Genomic DNA, 16,365 nt, shown 5'->3' with positions numbered 1-16,365 from the left:
ACGCCCTGGTCCACGCTGGAAAGTGCATGACACCAAGATTCCTACGCTTCCTGGTTTCTGGCGGCTCCGCCGCCGCTGTGGAGTACGCCGCGTTTTTCGTGCTGCAAACCACCTTGGGCCCTTCCTGGCTGCTGGCCAGTCAGTCGCTCAGCTTCGCGTGTGGTTTTGTGGTCAGCTTCCTGCTGAACCGTCACTGGGTGTTCCATAGCGAAGGGAAGGCCGGACAGGAGCTGCTCAAGTACGGAATCGTCGCAGGTATCAATCTTGCCGCCGGCAATCTGGCGATGCTGTTGATGGTGGGAACCGCGGGGATGCATCCGCTCATCGCCAAGTTCATTGTGATGGGAATGATCGCCGCTTGGAATTACCTGATATTTTCCCGACTGGTTTTCAGCACGAGCGCTACGCAGCGGTGATCGCCCAAGCAAGCCAAGGGTCGCGGGCGACACCAAGAATCCAGTAGCGAACCAGAAGAACAGCGCGTTCCATGGATATGAACCGACATCCATTGATGTCGGTTTTTTTTGCAAACAGCGCAGCCGGTCGCATTTTTCAGCATTGATCGCCACGATCAGCAAACTTTCCACCTCTGCGAGTGGGACGTGTTTCGCAACGTATCAATTCACTACACAACGCAATGTTTCGACACTCAATCATAAATGTGACAGTGCAGTGAAGAAGCCCTATGATCCAGCCCGCCAAGGAGTGCCGATCATTCAAGTTCGGCACCTCGCGCATTCCCATTCCCGAGAGGCACGCAGGAAGAATTCCTTGGAGATTCTTCCATCTGGCTGATGAGCATTAGTAACTTGAACATGTGGCGGCGCCTCCCGGCCTGGGGAACCTGCGTTGCTGGATTACTGACCGGCGTATTGTTGTTGCGGATGGACCGCTATTACACGCATGCCGATCTTCTGTACCTGGGCATCAGTTTCCTGCTGGAACTGGTACTGCTCGATCTGGTTACTCGCTTCGCGCTTGGCGTCGGCAACCGGTGGCTGCGGATCGTTGCGCTGGTGATTCCCGCAGCAGCGGGTTTCGTCTACGTGGCCCAACTCTATTCGGCATGGCTGTCCGGGGGACTGATTCCACCCATTGCCTTCGCCAATCAGGAAGTGGTTGGACTGATCGCATTCAACGGCGTGTACGCGATGCTGGGTGCCTATCTGCTCGCCTTCATCGCATTCGCCGTTGTCCATCGCGCGGACGAGCCACGCTTCAGCCCACGCACTTCATTGGCATTGCTGGCCATGGCTGCGGCTGTCTATGCCGGTATGATCCACGCTCAGCCCCTGGCTCGCGGGATAGTCATTGCGCGTGGCGAGGCACCGATCTCGTCGTTCCTGCGTGCCTATTCCACCTTCGCCAGCATGAGCGGCCGCGCCCAGCTCACTGCAGCGGAGCTGCTTGAAGCGCGTGCCGAGTTCTCGCGGAAGAAGGTCTATCAGCAGGGATTCCCGGCCGAGATGACCGCCAGCCTGCCGGCCAAGCCGAACGTCATTGTGATCTTCACCGAAGGCATGTCTGCCCGCTGGATGGATACCTATGACAGCGCCCATGCCGGCGTGACTCCCAACCTGGACCGTCTGGCCGGGGGCTCGCTGGTAGTCACCAACTACTACAACCATACGGCTGCTACATTCCGTGGCCTGCGCGGGCAGTTGACCTCCGGCCACCAGGAAGTCGATGGGTACAACGAAGAAGGCACGGGCATCGGCCAGCGCGACGTTTCAGCCGACATCACCGCCGTCTCCCGGGCGAGCATCGCAGACATACTTCGTGCGCAGGGCTACAGCAGCATGTTCTTCCTGTCGCAGCAGGAGTACATCAACAAGATGATCGACACTCTGGGCTTCGACCGCGTACTGGGCCGCGACTACCTGTATGACCGCCACGTCCGCGGGAACACGCACGGTGCCCGTCCGAAGTATCTTTCCGACGTCCAGTTGTTCGACAGCATGCTCTCCGAGCTGGAAGCGCAGCCAGCTGACAAGCCATTCTTTGCGGCCGCCTACAACTTCCAGACCCATGCATTCCTGGATGGCAGCAACACATACGGCAAGGGCGACAACATCGTCCTGAACAGGTTCCACACCTACGACCACGACATCGGCCACTTCATCGATCGATTCATGGCCAGTCGACTGCATGAGAACACCCTGCTGGTGATCACCGCGGATCACTCCACTTTCCCCGGGCCGAATGCCGTTGCTGCGGACCCCCGTGTCCAGGGCTACTTCGTCGACAAGATTCCCCTGCTGATCTACTGGAAGGGGGTGGAGCACCACACGATCGACGCTGGTGGCAAGAACTCGCTGGATCTGGCGCCTTCGTTGCTCAGCCTGCTGAACGTGAAAAGCGCTCACAACCTGTTTCTGGGTTGCACGCTCTTCGAGCAATGCGCGCTGGACAGGGTGTCCAATATTGGCGTCGAGTACATCCTGACCGACGCCAACAGCTCGTACTCCGAGTACTACGTTCCTCCGGAACAGAAGGCGTATTACGAGCAGTCAAAAGAAACGATCGAACGCTACAAAGCGATGGATCTGATCATCGATACCCGATGATCGGCAATCTGGAGCACCTGAGGGTGCTCCAGATGCAAAGATCAGTTGTTCGGGGCGAACATTGGCCGTTCCAGCTGGAGCATTGAGCGCCCCGCCGTCATCGGCACCTTGCGGATCTCCTTGGGCGCGAAGGGCACGGCACCGAAATACTCCTCAATGCCATACATGGTTTCCTGCTCCGGCGCGCAGTGGAACACCATGCTCTTGCGCGTCCTGCCCGGCGAACGGATAGGCGTACCGCCATGCGGCAGCTCCGGGTGCCAGATGAAGCAGTCCCCTTTCTTGATCAGAGCGATGTGCTGCGGGATGCCGCGACGGTTGACTTCTTCCGCCACCCGCCCGATGTAGCGATTGAACGCATCGCCCAGTTCCGGCGGGGTAGCTCCAGTCGCCTGGATCGGCTCGATCTCGATCTTGTGCCCGCCGGGGAAGTACTGCAGCGGACCGGCATCTGCATGCACATCCTCAAGAGCGAACCAGATCCCCGCAAACATGTTGTTCGGCCGAGTGTGGAAGAACGGTGTATCGCGATGGATCGCCTGCTCGCTGGACTGCTCGAAGAAGAGCGACGTCGCCACGAATGCGCGATCAGAGAAGAACGTATCAAGTGTCTCCATCACCAGCGGCTTGCTGATGGCCAGCTGAGCCGCTTCGCTGACAAGATGCATGTTGGTAAGGCGCGAATGCCTACCGGTCTGCATGACGAACTGATCAGCCTCTTCCTTGTGCTCGTCAACGTACGCATTGAATGCATCGCAGATTCGGTCGCACTCCTCCGCGGTCAGTACACCGGTCAGGTGCACGAACCCCTGCTCATGCAGATTGGCGGCCGCCGAAGCCGCCGTGTGCAGCACCGGTTTACTGCCCTTGCTGCGCGAACCCAAGACGAAATCCAACAGGCCCATTGCTTTTTCCTTGAATGACACGGCCCCCTTTCCGGGAAGCCCGCTCGGGATTCCGAAGCCGCCGCCAAGCGTGCAGGCACCTAACCCCCCCTGTCCGGCAATCACCATGCACTGGCATGGGACCTAGACCGCCGGCCACGCGGGGAGGGTACCACGGGAACCGCTAAGGCACCGAGACGCCTTGCTGATTAAGGCATGAAGAAGTTAAAAGCAACAAACAATATCGCTAGAATGCTGGCTCGAACCCCAACCAGCCTGGGCGGAGCCCCTCCAACGTGCGCCTGCCCCCCCCAAAAAAGGGCCTTCTGCCGCCCGGCCCTCCCAGATGGCGAGGCGTCCTGGCGCTTTCCATCGTGACAGCGGGCTACCTGGCCGTGCTGGCCTACGTGGACCGTGACACCCGCGCGCTCGAACGACTGACCGCTCTTGCCGGCCCTTTGCTGGTGTGTTCGGCATTGGTGCTGGCCAGCTTTGCACTGCGCTATCAGCGATGGCATGGCGCACTTCAACGACAGGGGCACCCTGTCGGTCAATGGCACGGGCTGCGTGCCTACCTGGCCGGTTTCGCGTTCACGGCATCCCCCGGCAAAGCCGGCGAGCTGCTGCGCATCCGCTACTTCGCGGGTATGGGCGTACCGTCGCGCACCGTACTTGCGACCTTCATCCATGAGCGAGGCCAGGATCTGCTGATCCTCACGCTACTGGGCATGAGCGCAGCCGCCCTGGTGCCAGCACTGGGCGCAGTGCTGGGCCTGGTTCTGACGCTGTTGATCCTGCTCCTGCTGACCAGCTGCAGCGCCTGGTTGCAGACACGTCTGTTGCGGCTGATCTGCTTGGTACCCGTCACACCCTTCAGACGCCTTGCCTCCTTCCTGCTCGATGGTTTGATCGCAGCCGGACCATTGTGGAGGCCGGCTGTCGCGCTGCCCGGCATGGCCTGGGGAACGATCGCCTGGCTGCTGAGTGCCCTGGCATTCGCCACACTCTGCTCTGCCGTCGGCCTCCAGCTGGCCTGGCACCAAGCGCTGGGGATCTACCCGATTGCAATGCTGGCAGGCGCGGTGTCATTTGTTCCTGGTGGCGTCGGCACAACCGAAGCAGCCATCGCCCTGATGCTCGCTGCCACCGGCGCTTCGCTGGACGCGGCCCTGGCGGTAGCTGTCGGCATTCGGTTGACCAGCCTCTGGCTGGCGGTGGCCGTGGGCATGCTGGCCATGACGAATCTCGAACTGCAAACGACCCGCACCCTTTCCCTACCCTCCCGTCTCCATTGACCCGCCATGCACCTACTGCACACCGGAGCGCAGAATTTTGGCTATTGAACACCGTGCCCTGTGCGTCGATCTGGATGGCACCCTGCTCCGTTCGGACGTCCTCTACGAATCGTTGCTGGCCCTGCTGGCCCACAACCCGCTGTACCTGTTCCTGGTGCCGTTCTGGCTGCTGCGGGGCAAGGCCTACGTAAAGCGCCAGCTGGCATCGCGCGTGCAACTGCCCGCCGAGACCCTGCCCTATGACGAGCGGGTCTTGGAGATCCTGCGCACGACCTCCCAACGCCCCCGCGTGCTGTGCACGGCCTCTGACCGGCTGCTGGTGCAGCCCATTGCCGACCACCTCGGGCTGTTTGAAGAGGTGATGGCCAGCGATGGCCAGACCAACCTGTCAGGCAGCAACAAGGGACAAGCGCTGGCAGCGCGCTTTGGCGAGCGCGGCTTCGACTACATGGGCAACGGCACGGTGGACCTGAAGGTCTGGGCTCATGCCGCTGGCGCGATCGTGGTCAACAACGGTGCCGGGCTGGCCAACGCTGCGGCGAAGCAGACTGAAGTGCTCGGCCACCTGCCTTCGCAGAACGGCGGTCTGATCACGTGGATCAAGGCGCTGCGCATCTACCAGTGGCTGAAGAACCTGTTGGTGCTGGTACCACTGCTGACTGCGCACCGCTTTCTCGATCTCACCTCGATCATCGATGCGGGCGTGGCCTTCCTGGCCTTCGGTCTATGCGCATCCGGCGTGTACCTACTCAATGACCTGCTCGACCTGACCCCGGATCGCATGCATCCGCGCAAGCGCAAGCGCCCATTTGCTGCGGGCACATTGCCGCTGCTGCATGGTCTGATGGTGGCGCCGCTGATCACCCTCGCCGGCTTCGCCCTGGCGCTGGCCTGCAGCCCGGCTTTTGCAGGCGTGCTGCTGTGCTACTACGTGATGACCCTGAGCTACTCGCTCAAGCTCAAGCGCATTGTAATGATCGACGTGGTGATGCTGGCGGCGCTGTACACCGTGCGCATCATCGGCGGCGCGGTGGCGATCAACTCCGAGCTGTCGTTCTGGCTGCTGGCATTTTCGATGTTCGTGTTCCTCAGCCTGGCCATGCTCAAGCGCTACACCGAACTGGCCTCGGCACTGGCCAACGGCAAGGAAATGGCGATCGGCCGCGGCTACTCGGTGGCCGACCTGCCTCTGGTGCAATCGCTGGGTGCCGCCGCCGGCTACATCGGCGTGCTGGTGTTCGCGCTCTACATCAACAGCCCAGAAAGCCTGGAGCTCTACAGCAGCCCCAAGCTGCTGTGGCTGTTGTGCCCGATCCTGCTGTACTGGATCAGCCGCATGTGGATCGTCTCGCACCGTGGTGACATGCACGACGACCCGATCGTGTTCGCGGCCATGGATCGCGGCAGCCAGATCGTCATCGGCCTATGCGTACTGATCGTGCTGATCGCCATATGAGTGGAACGCTCGGCCAATCCTGGGGGCGTTACCCACGGGTCGAACAGCGGATCGCTCCGATGCTCGACCGTCGGTCCCTCCTGCCGCTGCCGCCGGAGGGCGGTACGGTGCTGCCCCATGGCAATGGCCGCAGCTACGGCGACAGTTGCCTGAATCCTGGCGCCACGCTGCTGACAAGCCGCGCCCTGGACCGCTTCATCGACTTCGACCCTGCCACGGGCATCGTGCGCTGCGAAGCCGGGGTAACCCTGGCCGATATCCTGGATATCGCGCTGCCGCGTGGCTGGTTCCTGCCGGTCACGCCGGGTACCCGCTATGCAACCGTGGGCGGTGCGATCGGCAACGATGTGCACGGCAAGAACCACCACCGTGCCGGCACCTTCGGCCACCATGTGCGCTGCCTGGAACTGCTGCGCAGTGGTGGTCTTCGCCAGCAACTCAGTCCGGCTGACGACAGCGGCCTGTTCGCGGCCACCGTGGGGGGGCTGGGCCTGACCGGCTTCATCACCTGGGCCGAACTGCAGCTGCGGCGGGTTCCTGGCCCCTGGATCGAAACCGAATCGATCCGCTTCGACAACCTGGCAGAGTTCTTCGCGTTGTCGCGTGATTCGGCCAGTGATTTCGAGTACACGGTTGCCTGGATCGATTGCCTGGCCAGGGGCCCCGCGCTCGGGCGCGGCCACTTCCTGCGCGGGGACCACGCTCCGGGCGAGGCGCACGCGGCCACGCCCAGCTCCGCACCCCGGCGCAGCATGCCGCTGGTACCACCGGTATCGTTGGTCAACAAGCTCACACTGCGCCCGTTCAATACGCTTTACTACTGGCGACAACTGGCACGCCGCGCACGCCACCTGTCGCACTATCAGAACTATTTCTATCCGCTGGATGGCATCAACCACTGGAATCGCATGTATGGCCCACGCGGCTTCCTGCAGCACCAGTGTGTATTGCCGCCGCAAACCGCTCAGGACGCCACCGCCGCACTGCTGGGCGAAATCGCCCGCAGCGGGCGCGGCTCGTTCCTCGCGGTGCTGAAGGAGTTTGGCGACCGGCCTTCGTCGGGCCTGCTCTCTTTTCCGCGCCCCGGCACCACGTTGGCACTCGATTTCCCCAATGAAGGCCCCGGCCTGTTGAAGATGCTCGACCGTCTGGACCGCATCGTCAGTGAGGCCGGTGGTGCCGTGTACCCTGCCAAGGACGCGCGCATGTCTGGCGCTCTGTTCCGCCAAGGCTACCCGGCCTGGGAAGCATTTTCCCGCTTCATCGACCCCCGATTCTCATCCGGCTTCTGGCGCCGGGTGATGGAGTAAGCATGCAGAAGATCCTGATCATCGGCGCAACCTCGGCCATCGCTGAATCGGTTGCACGCCTGTACGCCGCACGCGGCGCTGCGCTCTATCTGGCCGGGCGCAGCGCGAGCAGGCTGGACGCCATTGCCGCTGACCTGCGCGTACGCGGCGCTCCGCATGTGCACAGCGGCGTGCTTGACGTGAATGACGTGGCCGGCCATGACGCTCTGCTGGACAGCGCCTGGGCCTCCCTGGGCGGTGTGGACACCGTCCTGATCGCCCACGGCACCCTGCCCGACCAGGCCGCCTGCGATGCCTCGATCGGCCTGTCCCTGCAGGAATTCGCGACCAATGGCACCTCCACCATCGCCCTGTCCGCCGCGCTAGCGCAGCGCCTGCAGTCCGGGGCCAGCCTGGCCGTCATTTCTTCAGTGGCGGGTGACCGTGGCCGCGCGAGCAACTACCTGTACGGAAGCGCCAAGGCCGCCGTCACCGCCTACCTGAGCGGCCTGGGCCAGCGCCTGCGTCCGCTCGGCGTCAACGTACTGGTGATCAAGCCTGGCTTCGTCGATACACCCATGACCGCCGCCTTCAAGAAGGGCGCCCTGTGGGCCACCCCGGACAAGGTCGCGGCCGGCATCCTCAAGGCCATCGGCAAGCGCAAAGCCGTGGCCTACCTGCCAGGGTTCTGGTGGGCGATCATGATGATCATCAAGAACATCCCTGAAGCTGTGTTCCGTCGAATTTCCCTCTGACAACATCACGAACCAGGACGACCGCATGCCAGATATCGATCGCGATCTTGATGTGTTGTATCAGCACCGTTTCCCTGCAGAAGAACTCGCCAACAAGAACCGCATCTGGCAGGTGCTTTGCAGCGAGTACTTCAGCAAGTTCGTCAGCGCCAGCGACACCGTCGTCGACATCGGCGCAGGGTATTGCGAGTTCATCAACAACATTCCTGCAGCCGGCAAGATTGCGGTCGACCTGAATCCTGATGTGCGGCGCTTCGCGGCAGAGGGGGTGCGCACCATCAATGAGTCCTGCACGGCCGTGGCCTCGATTCCAGATGCCAGTGTCGATGCTGTGTTCATGAGCAATTTCCTGGAACACCTGCCCAGCAAGGATCTGGTGCTGCAAACGCTGCGCGAGAGCGCGCGCATGTTGAAGCCAGGTGGCCGTGCGATCATCCTGCAGCCGAACATCCGCTTCCTGTACGACGAATACTGGGACTACTTCGACCACCACACAGCTTTGAGCGACCGCAGCCTGGTGGAGGGCGTTCTGATGGCGGGACTCGAGCCCCGCGTTGTCATTCCCAGATTCCTGCCCTACACCACCAAGAGCCGCCTGCCGCAAGCGCCATGGCTGGTGTCGCTGTATCTGAAAATCCCTCTGGCGTGGTACATCCTGGGCAAACAGGCGCTGGTTGTGGCTTACAAGCCGCGCTGACCTTATTCCATTAGCAGTCGAGCTGGTCCATGGCAAACAAGAACGACAAGATCGTCATCACCGGCGCAGCCGGCCTGGTGGGGCAGAACCTCATCGTGGAGATGAAGCAGCAGGGCTACACCCGGCTGGTGGCGATCGACAAGCATGCGCACAATCTGGACATCCTGCGCAAGCTGCACCCGGAGGTCGAAACGGTGCTGGCCGATCTGGCCGAACCTGGCGCCTGGGCCGAACGGTTTTCCGGTGCACGCCTGGTTGTGCAGTTGCACGCACAGATCACGGGAAAGACCACCGACCTGTTCGTACGCAACAATCTGACCGCGACGGGCCATGTACTGGCCGCGTGCAAGGCGGCCTCTGTACCCTACATGGTGCACATCAGTTCTTCAGTGGTGAATTCGGTGGCCAAGGATGACTACACCGACACCAAGCGCGAGCAGGAACATATGGTCGTGGCCAGCGGCCAGCGCCACTGCGTGCTGCGCCCCACCTTGATGTTCGGCTGGTTCGATCCCAAACACCTGGGCTGGCTGTCGCGCTTCATGGCGCGCACCCCCGTGTTCCCCATTCCGGGCGACGGCAGGTTCATGCGCCAGCCGCTGTACGAACGCGACTTCTGCCGCTGCATCGCCAAGTGCATCGAGACCGAACCCGACGGTGAGGTGTTCGACATTGTGGGCGACACCCGCGTGGACTACGTGGACATCATCCGCACCATCAAGCGAGTGAAGAAGCTTCACACTATGATCGTGCACATCCCGATCGGCTTCTTTGGGTTCCTGCTGAGGATCTACAGCCTGTTCAGCAGCAAACCACCATTTACTGCGGACCAGCTGAAGGCGCTGAGCGCCGGCGACGACTTCAAGGGCGTCGATACCGAAGCAGTCTTTGGGGTAAAGCAGACGCCGTTTGAGGAAGCAATCCGCGAAAGCTATACCGACCCGCGCTACAGCCACATCGTGCTGCAGCGCTGAACAAACAGAACAGACGGAACCCAATTCGAATGAGCACTTTCGCCATCATTGGTAGTGGCCCGATGGGCTTGATGGCAGCCCTTGAGCTGCTGAAGAAAGGTCACCAGGTTGATGTGTACGAGCGTGATGACCGTATCGGCGGCATGTCGGCCGACTTCGATTTCGACGGCCTGCGCATCGAACGCTACTACCACTTCATCTGCAAGACCGACTATCCGCTGTTCAAGCTGTTGGACGAGATGCAGCTGTCCGATCGTCTGCATTGGACGGATACGAAGATGGGCTATTACTACCAGGGCAAGCTGCACAAGTGGGGCACGCCGTTCGCCCTGCTAGGCTTCCCGCATCTGGGCCTGATCGACAAGGTGCGCTACGCCCTGCACGTGATGCACACCAAGGGCATCCAGGATTGGACGGCTCTGGACAAGGCGAACGCGCGCGACTGGATCACCCGCTGGATCGGCCCGAAGGCCTACAAGGTGATGTGGGAAAAGGCATTCGCGCTGAAGTTCTTCGAGTACCAGAATGATCTGTCGGCATCCTGGATCGGCACACGCATCAAGCGCGTGGCGCTATCGCGTCGCAATCTGTTCAACGAGAGCATGGGTTACCTGCAAGGCGGCTCGGCTGTGCTGCTCGACAGGATGGCCAAGGAAGTCGTTCGCCTCGGCGGGCGCATCCTGCTTTCCCAGCCGATCCAGGAAGTCACCTCTGTCGAGGGCAAGGTCACCGGCATCCGCACGCCCGACGGTCATCATCCCTATGAAACCGTGGTTTCCACCGCGCCCATCCAGTACGTGCCCGGCATGGTTCCGGGCCTGCCGAAGGCGTTTGCCGACCAGGTCGGCGCCATCGAGAACATTCCCGTAGCCTGCGTGATCCTGAAGCTTTCGCACCCGGTCAGCGAGAATTTCTGGATGAACATCAGCGATGATCGAATCACCATTCCCGGCCTGATCGAGTACAGCAACCTCAATCCTGGTAGTGGTACTGGTGAGCACATCGTGTATGCGCCGTACTACATGCCCAAGACCCATCCGAAGTGGCAATGGAGCAACCAGCAACTCATCGATGAGGTCATCAGCTACCTGCCGATGATCAATCCTGCGTTCAGGCCGGAATGGATCAAGGCCACCCATTGCCACCGTTACGAGTACGCGCAGACCATCTGCCCGCCGGGGTTCCAGGAAATGTTGCCGCCGATGAAGACGCCCCTGGAGGGGTTCTACATGGCCGATACGGCGTACTACTACCCCGAGGACCGTTCCATCAACGAGAGCATCGCGGTAGGGGCGACGCTGGCAGATCTCGCCAGCCGCTGAACCACTACCTATTGTCCTCCAGGCGGCCCTCCACGATGCCAAGCTTTTCCATCCTCAGTCGCCTGCACCCTGGGAGCAGTATGTTCCTGCGCCTGTTCCTGCTACTGGGTGCGGTGGTCGTGGCGATACTGGGCCTCAGCGACCGCGGGTATCAAGGCCGCATCAGCGGTGGATGCTCGCAGGCGCTGTCGCCGTTCCTGAAGCAGGCAACGTCGTCCAGCCCACGAGCGATTTCCTTCTGCGACCTGCAGAACGCTGATACGGCAGAACTGGTCGTCGAACCCATCCCCGCCGGCACCCCATCAGTGTCGATCGAGATCGCCGGCTACGGTGATACCCCGGGTATCAGCGCGGTCCTGGCCGGGTCCGACGGAGCGGAGGTACCGGTTCCGCTACCGCGGGCGGGGGACCGCTGGGTCCGCTGGGTCATCGATGTGCCGCCTGCGTTGCAGGCGCAACAGAGCCGCCTGATCGTGCGCGACCAGGCCCAGGAAGGCTTCGGCTGGATCGGCGTGGGCATTGTCTCCGGCTACGGTGGATGGCTGCCGGTCAGCATCGGGCTGCTGCTGGTCGCGGTGCTGTATCCCTGGCTGGGCCGCATCGGTCAGCGCAACGCGCTCTCCGACGCCCCGCGCCACCGACGTCAACGCCTCTGGGTCGGTGCATCCGTTGCAGCGGCAACATTGCTGGCACTCGTGCTGCGCCGTCCGTCGCAATGGCGGCACCCCTACGTCTGGGTGGAAGATGGCAAGGACCTGCTGCCGGATTTCCTGCATTACGGATGGGGCACGCTGGTCCAGCCGGTGGCCGGCTACATCCTGCTGCCCAACAAGCTGATCAACGCCATCTCGGTCACGTTGTCGTTCCGCTGGTTGCCGGAAATCAGCCTGGCACTGGCGGCGGCGATGACGATGGCGGTCATGGTCACGCTGGCCCTAGCCCCGACGCGCCTGCGCGCTCCCTGGGCATGCGCGCTGGCGGTCCTTGCGGTTCCCACCGATGCGGAGGTCTTCTCCACATCGGCCTATGCATTGTGGTGGGGCGGTTTCCTGGTGCTGATTCCGCTGTTCTGGGATGAGCAGCGCTCTCCCGGGCTTCGCTGGCGGCTGCCCATGCTGCTGCTCGGTGCGCTGTCTTCGCCGCTCATCGTGATGATGGTGCCGCTTTACGGCGTGCGCGCACTTCTGCTGCGTCGGCGCGATGAGTGGTACCTGCTGGCCGTCGCCGGCCTGTTCGGCGCGATGCAGGCACTGCTTGTGGTGCTGAACCCGGTCGCTTCCCAGGAGCACCGCTCGCTCCCCGGCATCCCGGCGCTGCTGGAGCGCTTCGTCGGTCATTTCCTGTTCTGGCGCCACGACCTGGCCCAGCCCGCACTCGTTGCGGGCATCGGCGTGGCGCTTTCGATCGTCATCCTAGCTGCTGCGTGGGCCCAGCGACGTGAACGCAACTGGGTGCTGCCTGCGCTCATCGCCTGCTTCCTGCTGTCGGTCGCCGCTGCCGCAGCTCGGGTGCCGGTCGATCCGCTGGACCCCTTCAGTGGCGGACCCCGCTACTTCTTCTATCCTTACGTGTTCCTTGCCTGGATCCTGATCCATCTGATTGGCGGGGCCCGCGGCCCGGCACGGGTGATGCTGGTGGTGCTGTTGCTGGCCCCCCTGCATCAGACGCTACAGTACGGATTCCGCACGCACACCACGCTGGACTGGCGGGTAGAGGTTCAGCGCTGTACGGCCGGTCACTCGCTTGCCGGCCCAGCCGTGCATTGGACTGGACGGCTGGAGAACCTATGGCACGCCCCGCTCACGGCAGAGCAATGCCGTCAGCTGGTCAGCCGCAGTCTGTTCGACAACCGCCTCGGCCCGCAGGATCTGCCGTCGTCCCCAGCCTCCTCCACACAGTACCCAGAAGTCTCCAGATGATCGTTTTCAACCTCCGCCGCCGACAGTCATGATCGAGCGCCGCTTCATTCTCTTCATTGTCGCCAGTGGTCTGGCCGCAATCGCGAACTTCGGCTCGCGCATCGCCTTGAGCCATGTCATGGCATATGTGCCTGCGATCGTCCTGGCATATCTCATTGGCATGGCCACCGCCTTCCTGCTCAATCGGGCCTATGTCTTCAAGGACGCGAACAAGCCCTTGGCCTCGCAGGTGATGTGGTTCGTCGCAGTGAACGCACTGGCCCTGCTGCAGACCCTGGTTGTCAGCCTGCTGTTCAGTCATTACGTCTTCCCATGCATGGGCCTGACCTTCCACCCTGAAACGCTCGCACACGCGTTGGGCGTCATTGCGCCGGCGGTGGTGAGCTACTTCGGGCACAAGCATTTCACCTTCAGGAAATCCTAGGCATGTCGACCCTTCCTCCTGCCTCGCCTGCTTCTCCGGGACCCGCAGGCCTGCGTTCACTGCTGCGACAGCCGGCCATGCTCCTGGGCCTGGCCCTCGCACTGTTGTATGCCGTGCTGGCGGTCCTTGCCGGCAAGCACGGTTACAGCCCGGTCCCTTTCTGGGACATGTGGGACGGCACGCTCGGCTTCTATCTGCGCCAGCAGAGCGACCTTTCGGCCTGGTGGGCCCAGCACAACGAACATCGCATCATTCTGGCCAGGCTTCTGTTCTTCATCGACCTGAAGTACTTCGGCGGTCATGCAGTGTTCCTGCTGATCGTCAACTATGCCCTGGCGCTCATCACCTTCGGGCTGCTGGCCTGGTGCGCCCTGCGCATCCTTCCCACGGCCACCTCCGCAATGCGCATCGTCGCCGCGGTGATCCTGAGCCTGGCCTTGCTGTGGACCCAGGAGAACAACTTGACCTGGGGCTTCCAGAGCCAGTTCTTCCTGGCTCAGCTGTTGCCGCTTGCCAGCCTGTTGCTGCTATGGCGCTCCAGCGTGGCCCCACGCTGCCGCAATGCCTGGTTCGGTGCCGCCCTGCTGCTGGCAGTAGTGGCCGCCGGCAGCATGGCCAACGGCGTCCTGGCCACCTGGCTGCTGCTGGCCGGCTGTATTCTCGGCCGACAGGGCACCAAGCGCATTGTCCTGGTGGCGGTGGTCGCCCTGGGGGTCACGGCCCTGTACTTCCATGGTTACGTGTCCCCGGGCACCCATGGTTCGCTGTCCAGCACCCTTCGTGATTCGCCGCGCGGCGTGATGTGGTTCCTCTTTGCCTATCTAGGGAGCCCTTTTGCGCACCTCGCCGGTGACGACAAGCCCAACCTCTACGTCGCCGTCGGCTGCGGCGCGATTGTCACCATCCTGGCTCTCTACCTGGCAGGCACCACGCTGCTTCGCAAGCACCGCGGCGTCGATCTGGAACTGGCACTTTCATTGTTCGTGGGCTACCTGGGCACATCGGCATTTGCGGTAGCCGGCAGCCGCATTGTGTTCGGCCTGGACAGTGCTGTGGCCAGCCGCTACACCACGCCGGCGCTGCTGGTGATTGCCTGCGTGATGATCCTGGGGGTCGCCCGCCTGTGCCGTCGTTTTTCCTGGGCCCGCGGCCAGGCGGCCGCCGTACTGCTGGTCATCCCGCTGATGTTCCTGCCGCTGCAGTGGAACGCGGTCAAGCACAATCCCCTGGCCGATTTCGAGAAGACCACGGCAGCCATGGCGCTGGAAATGGGCGCACGCGATGACGAACAGATTCTCTGGACCTATCCGGACAGTCCGCGTGCGCTGGAAATCGCACGTGATGCGTCCACCCAGGACTTGTCGATTTTTGCCAGTACGTGGTTGAAGGGTGCGCGCGAGAGCATGGGCCAACGCTACGGCCAAGCACCTGCCCAAGGCTGTGGCGTGGTGCCGCCTGTTACCCGGGCATTGCCCGGATCGGGAGGCTGGTCACGCCTGCAGGGCGGGCTGGTCGATACCTATCTCGGCGAGGGTCTGGGTGCGCTCTACCTGCTGGATGCACAGGGCACGATCATCGGCCGCGGTATTCTCGCCGCCCCCGAGCGCCAGCAGGGCTCGGACAAGGTCGGCTCGCCGTTCAAGCTGTATGTGCGCGATGACACCCTGCATGCGGGCCCGATGAAGGTGGTCGTCCCCGGCATCTGCAGCGGCGACTTCAACTACAGCCCCTGAGCTGACGCGTCCCGCCTGGCTGCGTGCCAGGCGGGACGCGCCCATCAACGGCGCAGGCGTGCCAGCGCGCGGTGCAGCGGCGTATTGGGCTGGTTGGCGATGTCATAGCTGAGGAATGCCAGCAGGAACTGCAGGCCGCTGACGATGGCAATCGAGGGCAGCACCACCGTGCCCACCGGCGCGGAGACACCCTCATTGGCGGCAACAATCCAGTTCCAGCCGCCGTACAGTACGCCACCTCCGAGCAGCGCCAGCGCCGCGATCAATTCCAGTGAAGCGATGCTGAGGTCACGCAGGTAGTACCGGTAGGCGATGCGCTTGCAGAAGTTGCGGGCATGCTTGAGCGCGAACTCGCCGAGTACCTGACTGATCTTCAGGTTGCTCACTTCGTCGCCATAGCGCGCATCCATCGGGACATCCTGCACCACAGCCTGCATGGCATTGAGCCTGAACAGGAGATCCGTTTCAAAGAAGTAACGCGTGCTGATCGCCTCCATCGGCAACCGTTGTGCAACAGCGGCGTGGATGGCGGTGTAGCCGTTGGTTGGATCGAACAACCGCCAGTATCCACTGGACGCTTTGGCCAGGAAGGAAAGCCCCAGGTTGCCGACGCGCCTCAGCATCGGCATCCGGCTGATGTGTGAAAGATCCCAGAAGCGGTTTCCCTTGGTGTAGTCGGCCTCGCCGCTGAGGATCGGTGCCACGAACAGGGGCAGCAGTGCCGGATCCATCTGGCCATCGCCATCGATCTTCACAATCACGTCCATGCCATCGGCGACGGCCTGACGGTAGCCGGTCATGGTGGCCCCCCCCACCCCCTGGTTGACTTCGTGGTAGAGCACGCGCACCCGCGGGTCGGTATTGTTTGCTTCGATGTAACGCCCGGACTGTTCCGGGCACGCATCATCCACGCAATAGATGGCAGTGACTTCCGGGCCGATGGTGGCGATCACGTCCAGGATGTGCCGGATGACCTTGTAGCTGGGAACCACGACTGCGATCGCCTGTGACCGAGCGTGCTGTGTGATGTCCATCTGTCCGAGCATTGCC

Annotated in this window: 14 protein-coding genes; 12 read left to right on the top strand and 2 right to left on the bottom strand. The window is 62.5% G+C overall.

Annotation, left to right across the window (positions count from 1 at the left end):
- Positions 1 to 26 precede the first annotated feature (26 nt).
- Positions 27 to 416: a GtrA family protein gene (locus AC10QF_RS18405; RefSeq protein WP_494542647.1), complete on the top strand. Its 390-nt coding sequence runs from the start codon at positions 27 to 29 to the stop codon at positions 414 to 416.
- A gap of 378 nt (positions 417 to 794) precedes the next feature.
- Positions 795 to 2,567 (top strand): LTA synthase family protein, encoded by a 1,773-nt coding sequence (locus AC10QF_RS18400; protein ID WP_494542646.1) that lies wholly within the window; start codon positions 795 to 797, stop codon positions 2,565 to 2,567.
- 41 nt (positions 2,568 to 2,608) lie between these two features.
- On the opposite strand, the gene AC10QF_RS18395 is transcribed toward AC10QF_RS18400, so the two are convergent.
- Positions 2,609 to 3,472 carry a phytanoyl-CoA dioxygenase family protein gene (locus AC10QF_RS18395; RefSeq protein WP_005415182.1) on the bottom strand — a complete coding sequence of 288 codons (864 nt, stop codon included), beginning with the start codon at positions 3,470 to 3,472 and terminating at the stop codon, positions 2,609 to 2,611.
- 353 nt (positions 3,473 to 3,825) lie between these two features.
- Here AC10QF_RS18395 and AC10QF_RS18390 point away from each other — a divergent pair, with 353 nt between their 5' ends.
- The 10 genes from AC10QF_RS18390 to AC10QF_RS18345 all read left to right on the top strand — a co-directional run bounded on the left by AC10QF_RS18390 (position 3,826) and on the right by AC10QF_RS18345 (position 15,315).
- Positions 3,826 to 4,746 carry a lysylphosphatidylglycerol synthase transmembrane domain-containing protein gene (locus AC10QF_RS18390; RefSeq protein ID WP_494542645.1) on the top strand — a complete coding sequence of 307 codons (921 nt, stop codon included), beginning with the start codon at positions 3,826 to 3,828 and terminating at the stop codon, positions 4,744 to 4,746.
- Between the two features lie 58 nt (positions 4,747 to 4,804).
- Positions 4,805 to 6,202, top strand: a complete 1,398-nt coding sequence (locus AC10QF_RS18385; protein WP_494542655.1) for a UbiA family prenyltransferase — start codon at positions 4,805 to 4,807, stop codon at positions 6,200 to 6,202.
- Complete coding sequence (locus tag AC10QF_RS18380; protein ID WP_494542644.1) at positions 6,199 to 7,512, top strand: FAD-binding oxidoreductase; 1,314 nt, start codon at positions 6,199 to 6,201, stop codon at positions 7,510 to 7,512. The genes AC10QF_RS18385 and AC10QF_RS18380 overlap by 4 nt, the downstream gene beginning before the upstream one ends.
- 2 nt (positions 7,513 to 7,514) lie before the next feature.
- Positions 7,515 to 8,246 (top strand): SDR family oxidoreductase, encoded by a 732-nt coding sequence (locus tag AC10QF_RS18375; RefSeq protein ID WP_494542643.1) that lies wholly within the window; start codon positions 7,515 to 7,517, stop codon positions 8,244 to 8,246.
- Between the two features lie 25 nt (positions 8,247 to 8,271).
- Complete coding sequence (locus AC10QF_RS18370) at positions 8,272 to 8,943, top strand: class I SAM-dependent methyltransferase (protein ID WP_138953178.1); 672 nt, start codon at positions 8,272 to 8,274, stop codon at positions 8,941 to 8,943.
- A 29-nt stretch (positions 8,944 to 8,972) separates the two neighbouring features.
- Positions 8,973 to 9,917, top strand: coding sequence for an NAD-dependent epimerase/dehydratase family protein (locus AC10QF_RS18365; protein ID WP_138953177.1), 945 nt, complete (start codon positions 8,973 to 8,975; stop codon positions 9,915 to 9,917).
- 29 nt (positions 9,918 to 9,946) lie between these two features.
- Positions 9,947 to 11,239, top strand: a complete 1,293-nt coding sequence (locus AC10QF_RS18360; RefSeq protein WP_494542642.1) for an NAD(P)/FAD-dependent oxidoreductase — start codon at positions 9,947 to 9,949, stop codon at positions 11,237 to 11,239.
- Positions 11,240 to 11,319: 80 nt separating this feature from the next.
- Positions 11,320 to 13,158 (top strand): hypothetical protein, encoded by a 1,839-nt coding sequence (locus tag AC10QF_RS18355; protein WP_494542641.1) that lies wholly within the window; start codon positions 11,320 to 11,322, stop codon positions 13,156 to 13,158.
- Between the two features lie 28 nt (positions 13,159 to 13,186).
- Positions 13,187 to 13,582, top strand: coding sequence for a GtrA family protein (locus tag AC10QF_RS18350; protein ID WP_065196209.1), 396 nt, complete (start codon positions 13,187 to 13,189; stop codon positions 13,580 to 13,582).
- A gap of 2 nt (positions 13,583 to 13,584) precedes the next feature.
- Positions 13,585 to 15,315, top strand: a complete 1,731-nt coding sequence (locus AC10QF_RS18345; RefSeq protein WP_065196208.1) for a hypothetical protein — start codon at positions 13,585 to 13,587, stop codon at positions 15,313 to 15,315.
- Positions 15,316 to 15,359: 44 nt separating this feature from the next.
- Here the strand turns inward: AC10QF_RS18345 and AC10QF_RS18340 are convergent, their stop codons facing one another.
- Positions 15,360 to 16,361, bottom strand: a complete 1,002-nt coding sequence (locus tag AC10QF_RS18340; RefSeq protein WP_005415171.1) for a glycosyltransferase family 2 protein — start codon at positions 16,359 to 16,361, stop codon at positions 15,360 to 15,362.
- Positions 16,362 to 16,365 lie beyond the last annotated feature (4 nt).

It is taken from the genome of Stenotrophomonas maltophilia complex sp. Om-AH-Sm3, assembly GCF_059337855.1.
The sequence above is the reverse complement of the archived record's forward strand: the minus strand, read 5'-3'. Positions and strand labels throughout refer to the sequence as shown.

Excerpts from the sequence above, each read along its gene's own strand:
- AC10QF_RS18360 (WP_494542642.1), top strand. The coding sequence starts at position 9,947 with ATGAGCACTTTCGCCATCATTGGTAGTGGCCCGATGGGCTTGATGGCA.
- AC10QF_RS18345 (WP_065196208.1), top strand. The coding sequence starts at position 13,585 with ATGTCGACCCTTCCTCCTGCCTCGCCTGCTTCTCCGGGACCCGCAGGC.
- AC10QF_RS18350 (WP_065196209.1), top strand. The coding sequence starts at position 13,187 with ATGATCGAGCGCCGCTTCATTCTCTTCATTGTCGCCAGTGGTCTGGCC.
- AC10QF_RS18365 (WP_138953177.1), top strand. The coding sequence starts at position 8,973 with ATGGCAAACAAGAACGACAAGATCGTCATCACCGGCGCAGCCGGCCTG.
- AC10QF_RS18370 (WP_138953178.1), top strand. The coding sequence starts at position 8,272 with ATGCCAGATATCGATCGCGATCTTGATGTGTTGTATCAGCACCGTTTC.
- AC10QF_RS18340 (WP_005415171.1), bottom strand. The coding sequence starts at position 16,361 with ATGCTCGGACAGATGGACATCACACAGCACGCTCGGTCACAGGCGATC.
- AC10QF_RS18405 (WP_494542647.1), top strand. The coding sequence starts at position 27 with ATGACACCAAGATTCCTACGCTTCCTGGTTTCTGGCGGCTCCGCCGCC.
- AC10QF_RS18355 (WP_494542641.1), top strand. The coding sequence starts at position 11,320 with ATGTTCCTGCGCCTGTTCCTGCTACTGGGTGCGGTGGTCGTGGCGATA.
- AC10QF_RS18400 (WP_494542646.1), top strand. The coding sequence starts at position 795 with ATGAGCATTAGTAACTTGAACATGTGGCGGCGCCTCCCGGCCTGGGGA.
- AC10QF_RS18395 (WP_005415182.1), bottom strand. The coding sequence starts at position 3,472 with ATGGGCCTGTTGGATTTCGTCTTGGGTTCGCGCAGCAAGGGCAGTAAA.
- AC10QF_RS18375 (WP_494542643.1), top strand. The coding sequence starts at position 7,515 with ATGCAGAAGATCCTGATCATCGGCGCAACCTCGGCCATCGCTGAATCG.
- AC10QF_RS18380 (WP_494542644.1), top strand. The coding sequence starts at position 6,199 with ATGAGTGGAACGCTCGGCCAATCCTGGGGGCGTTACCCACGGGTCGAA.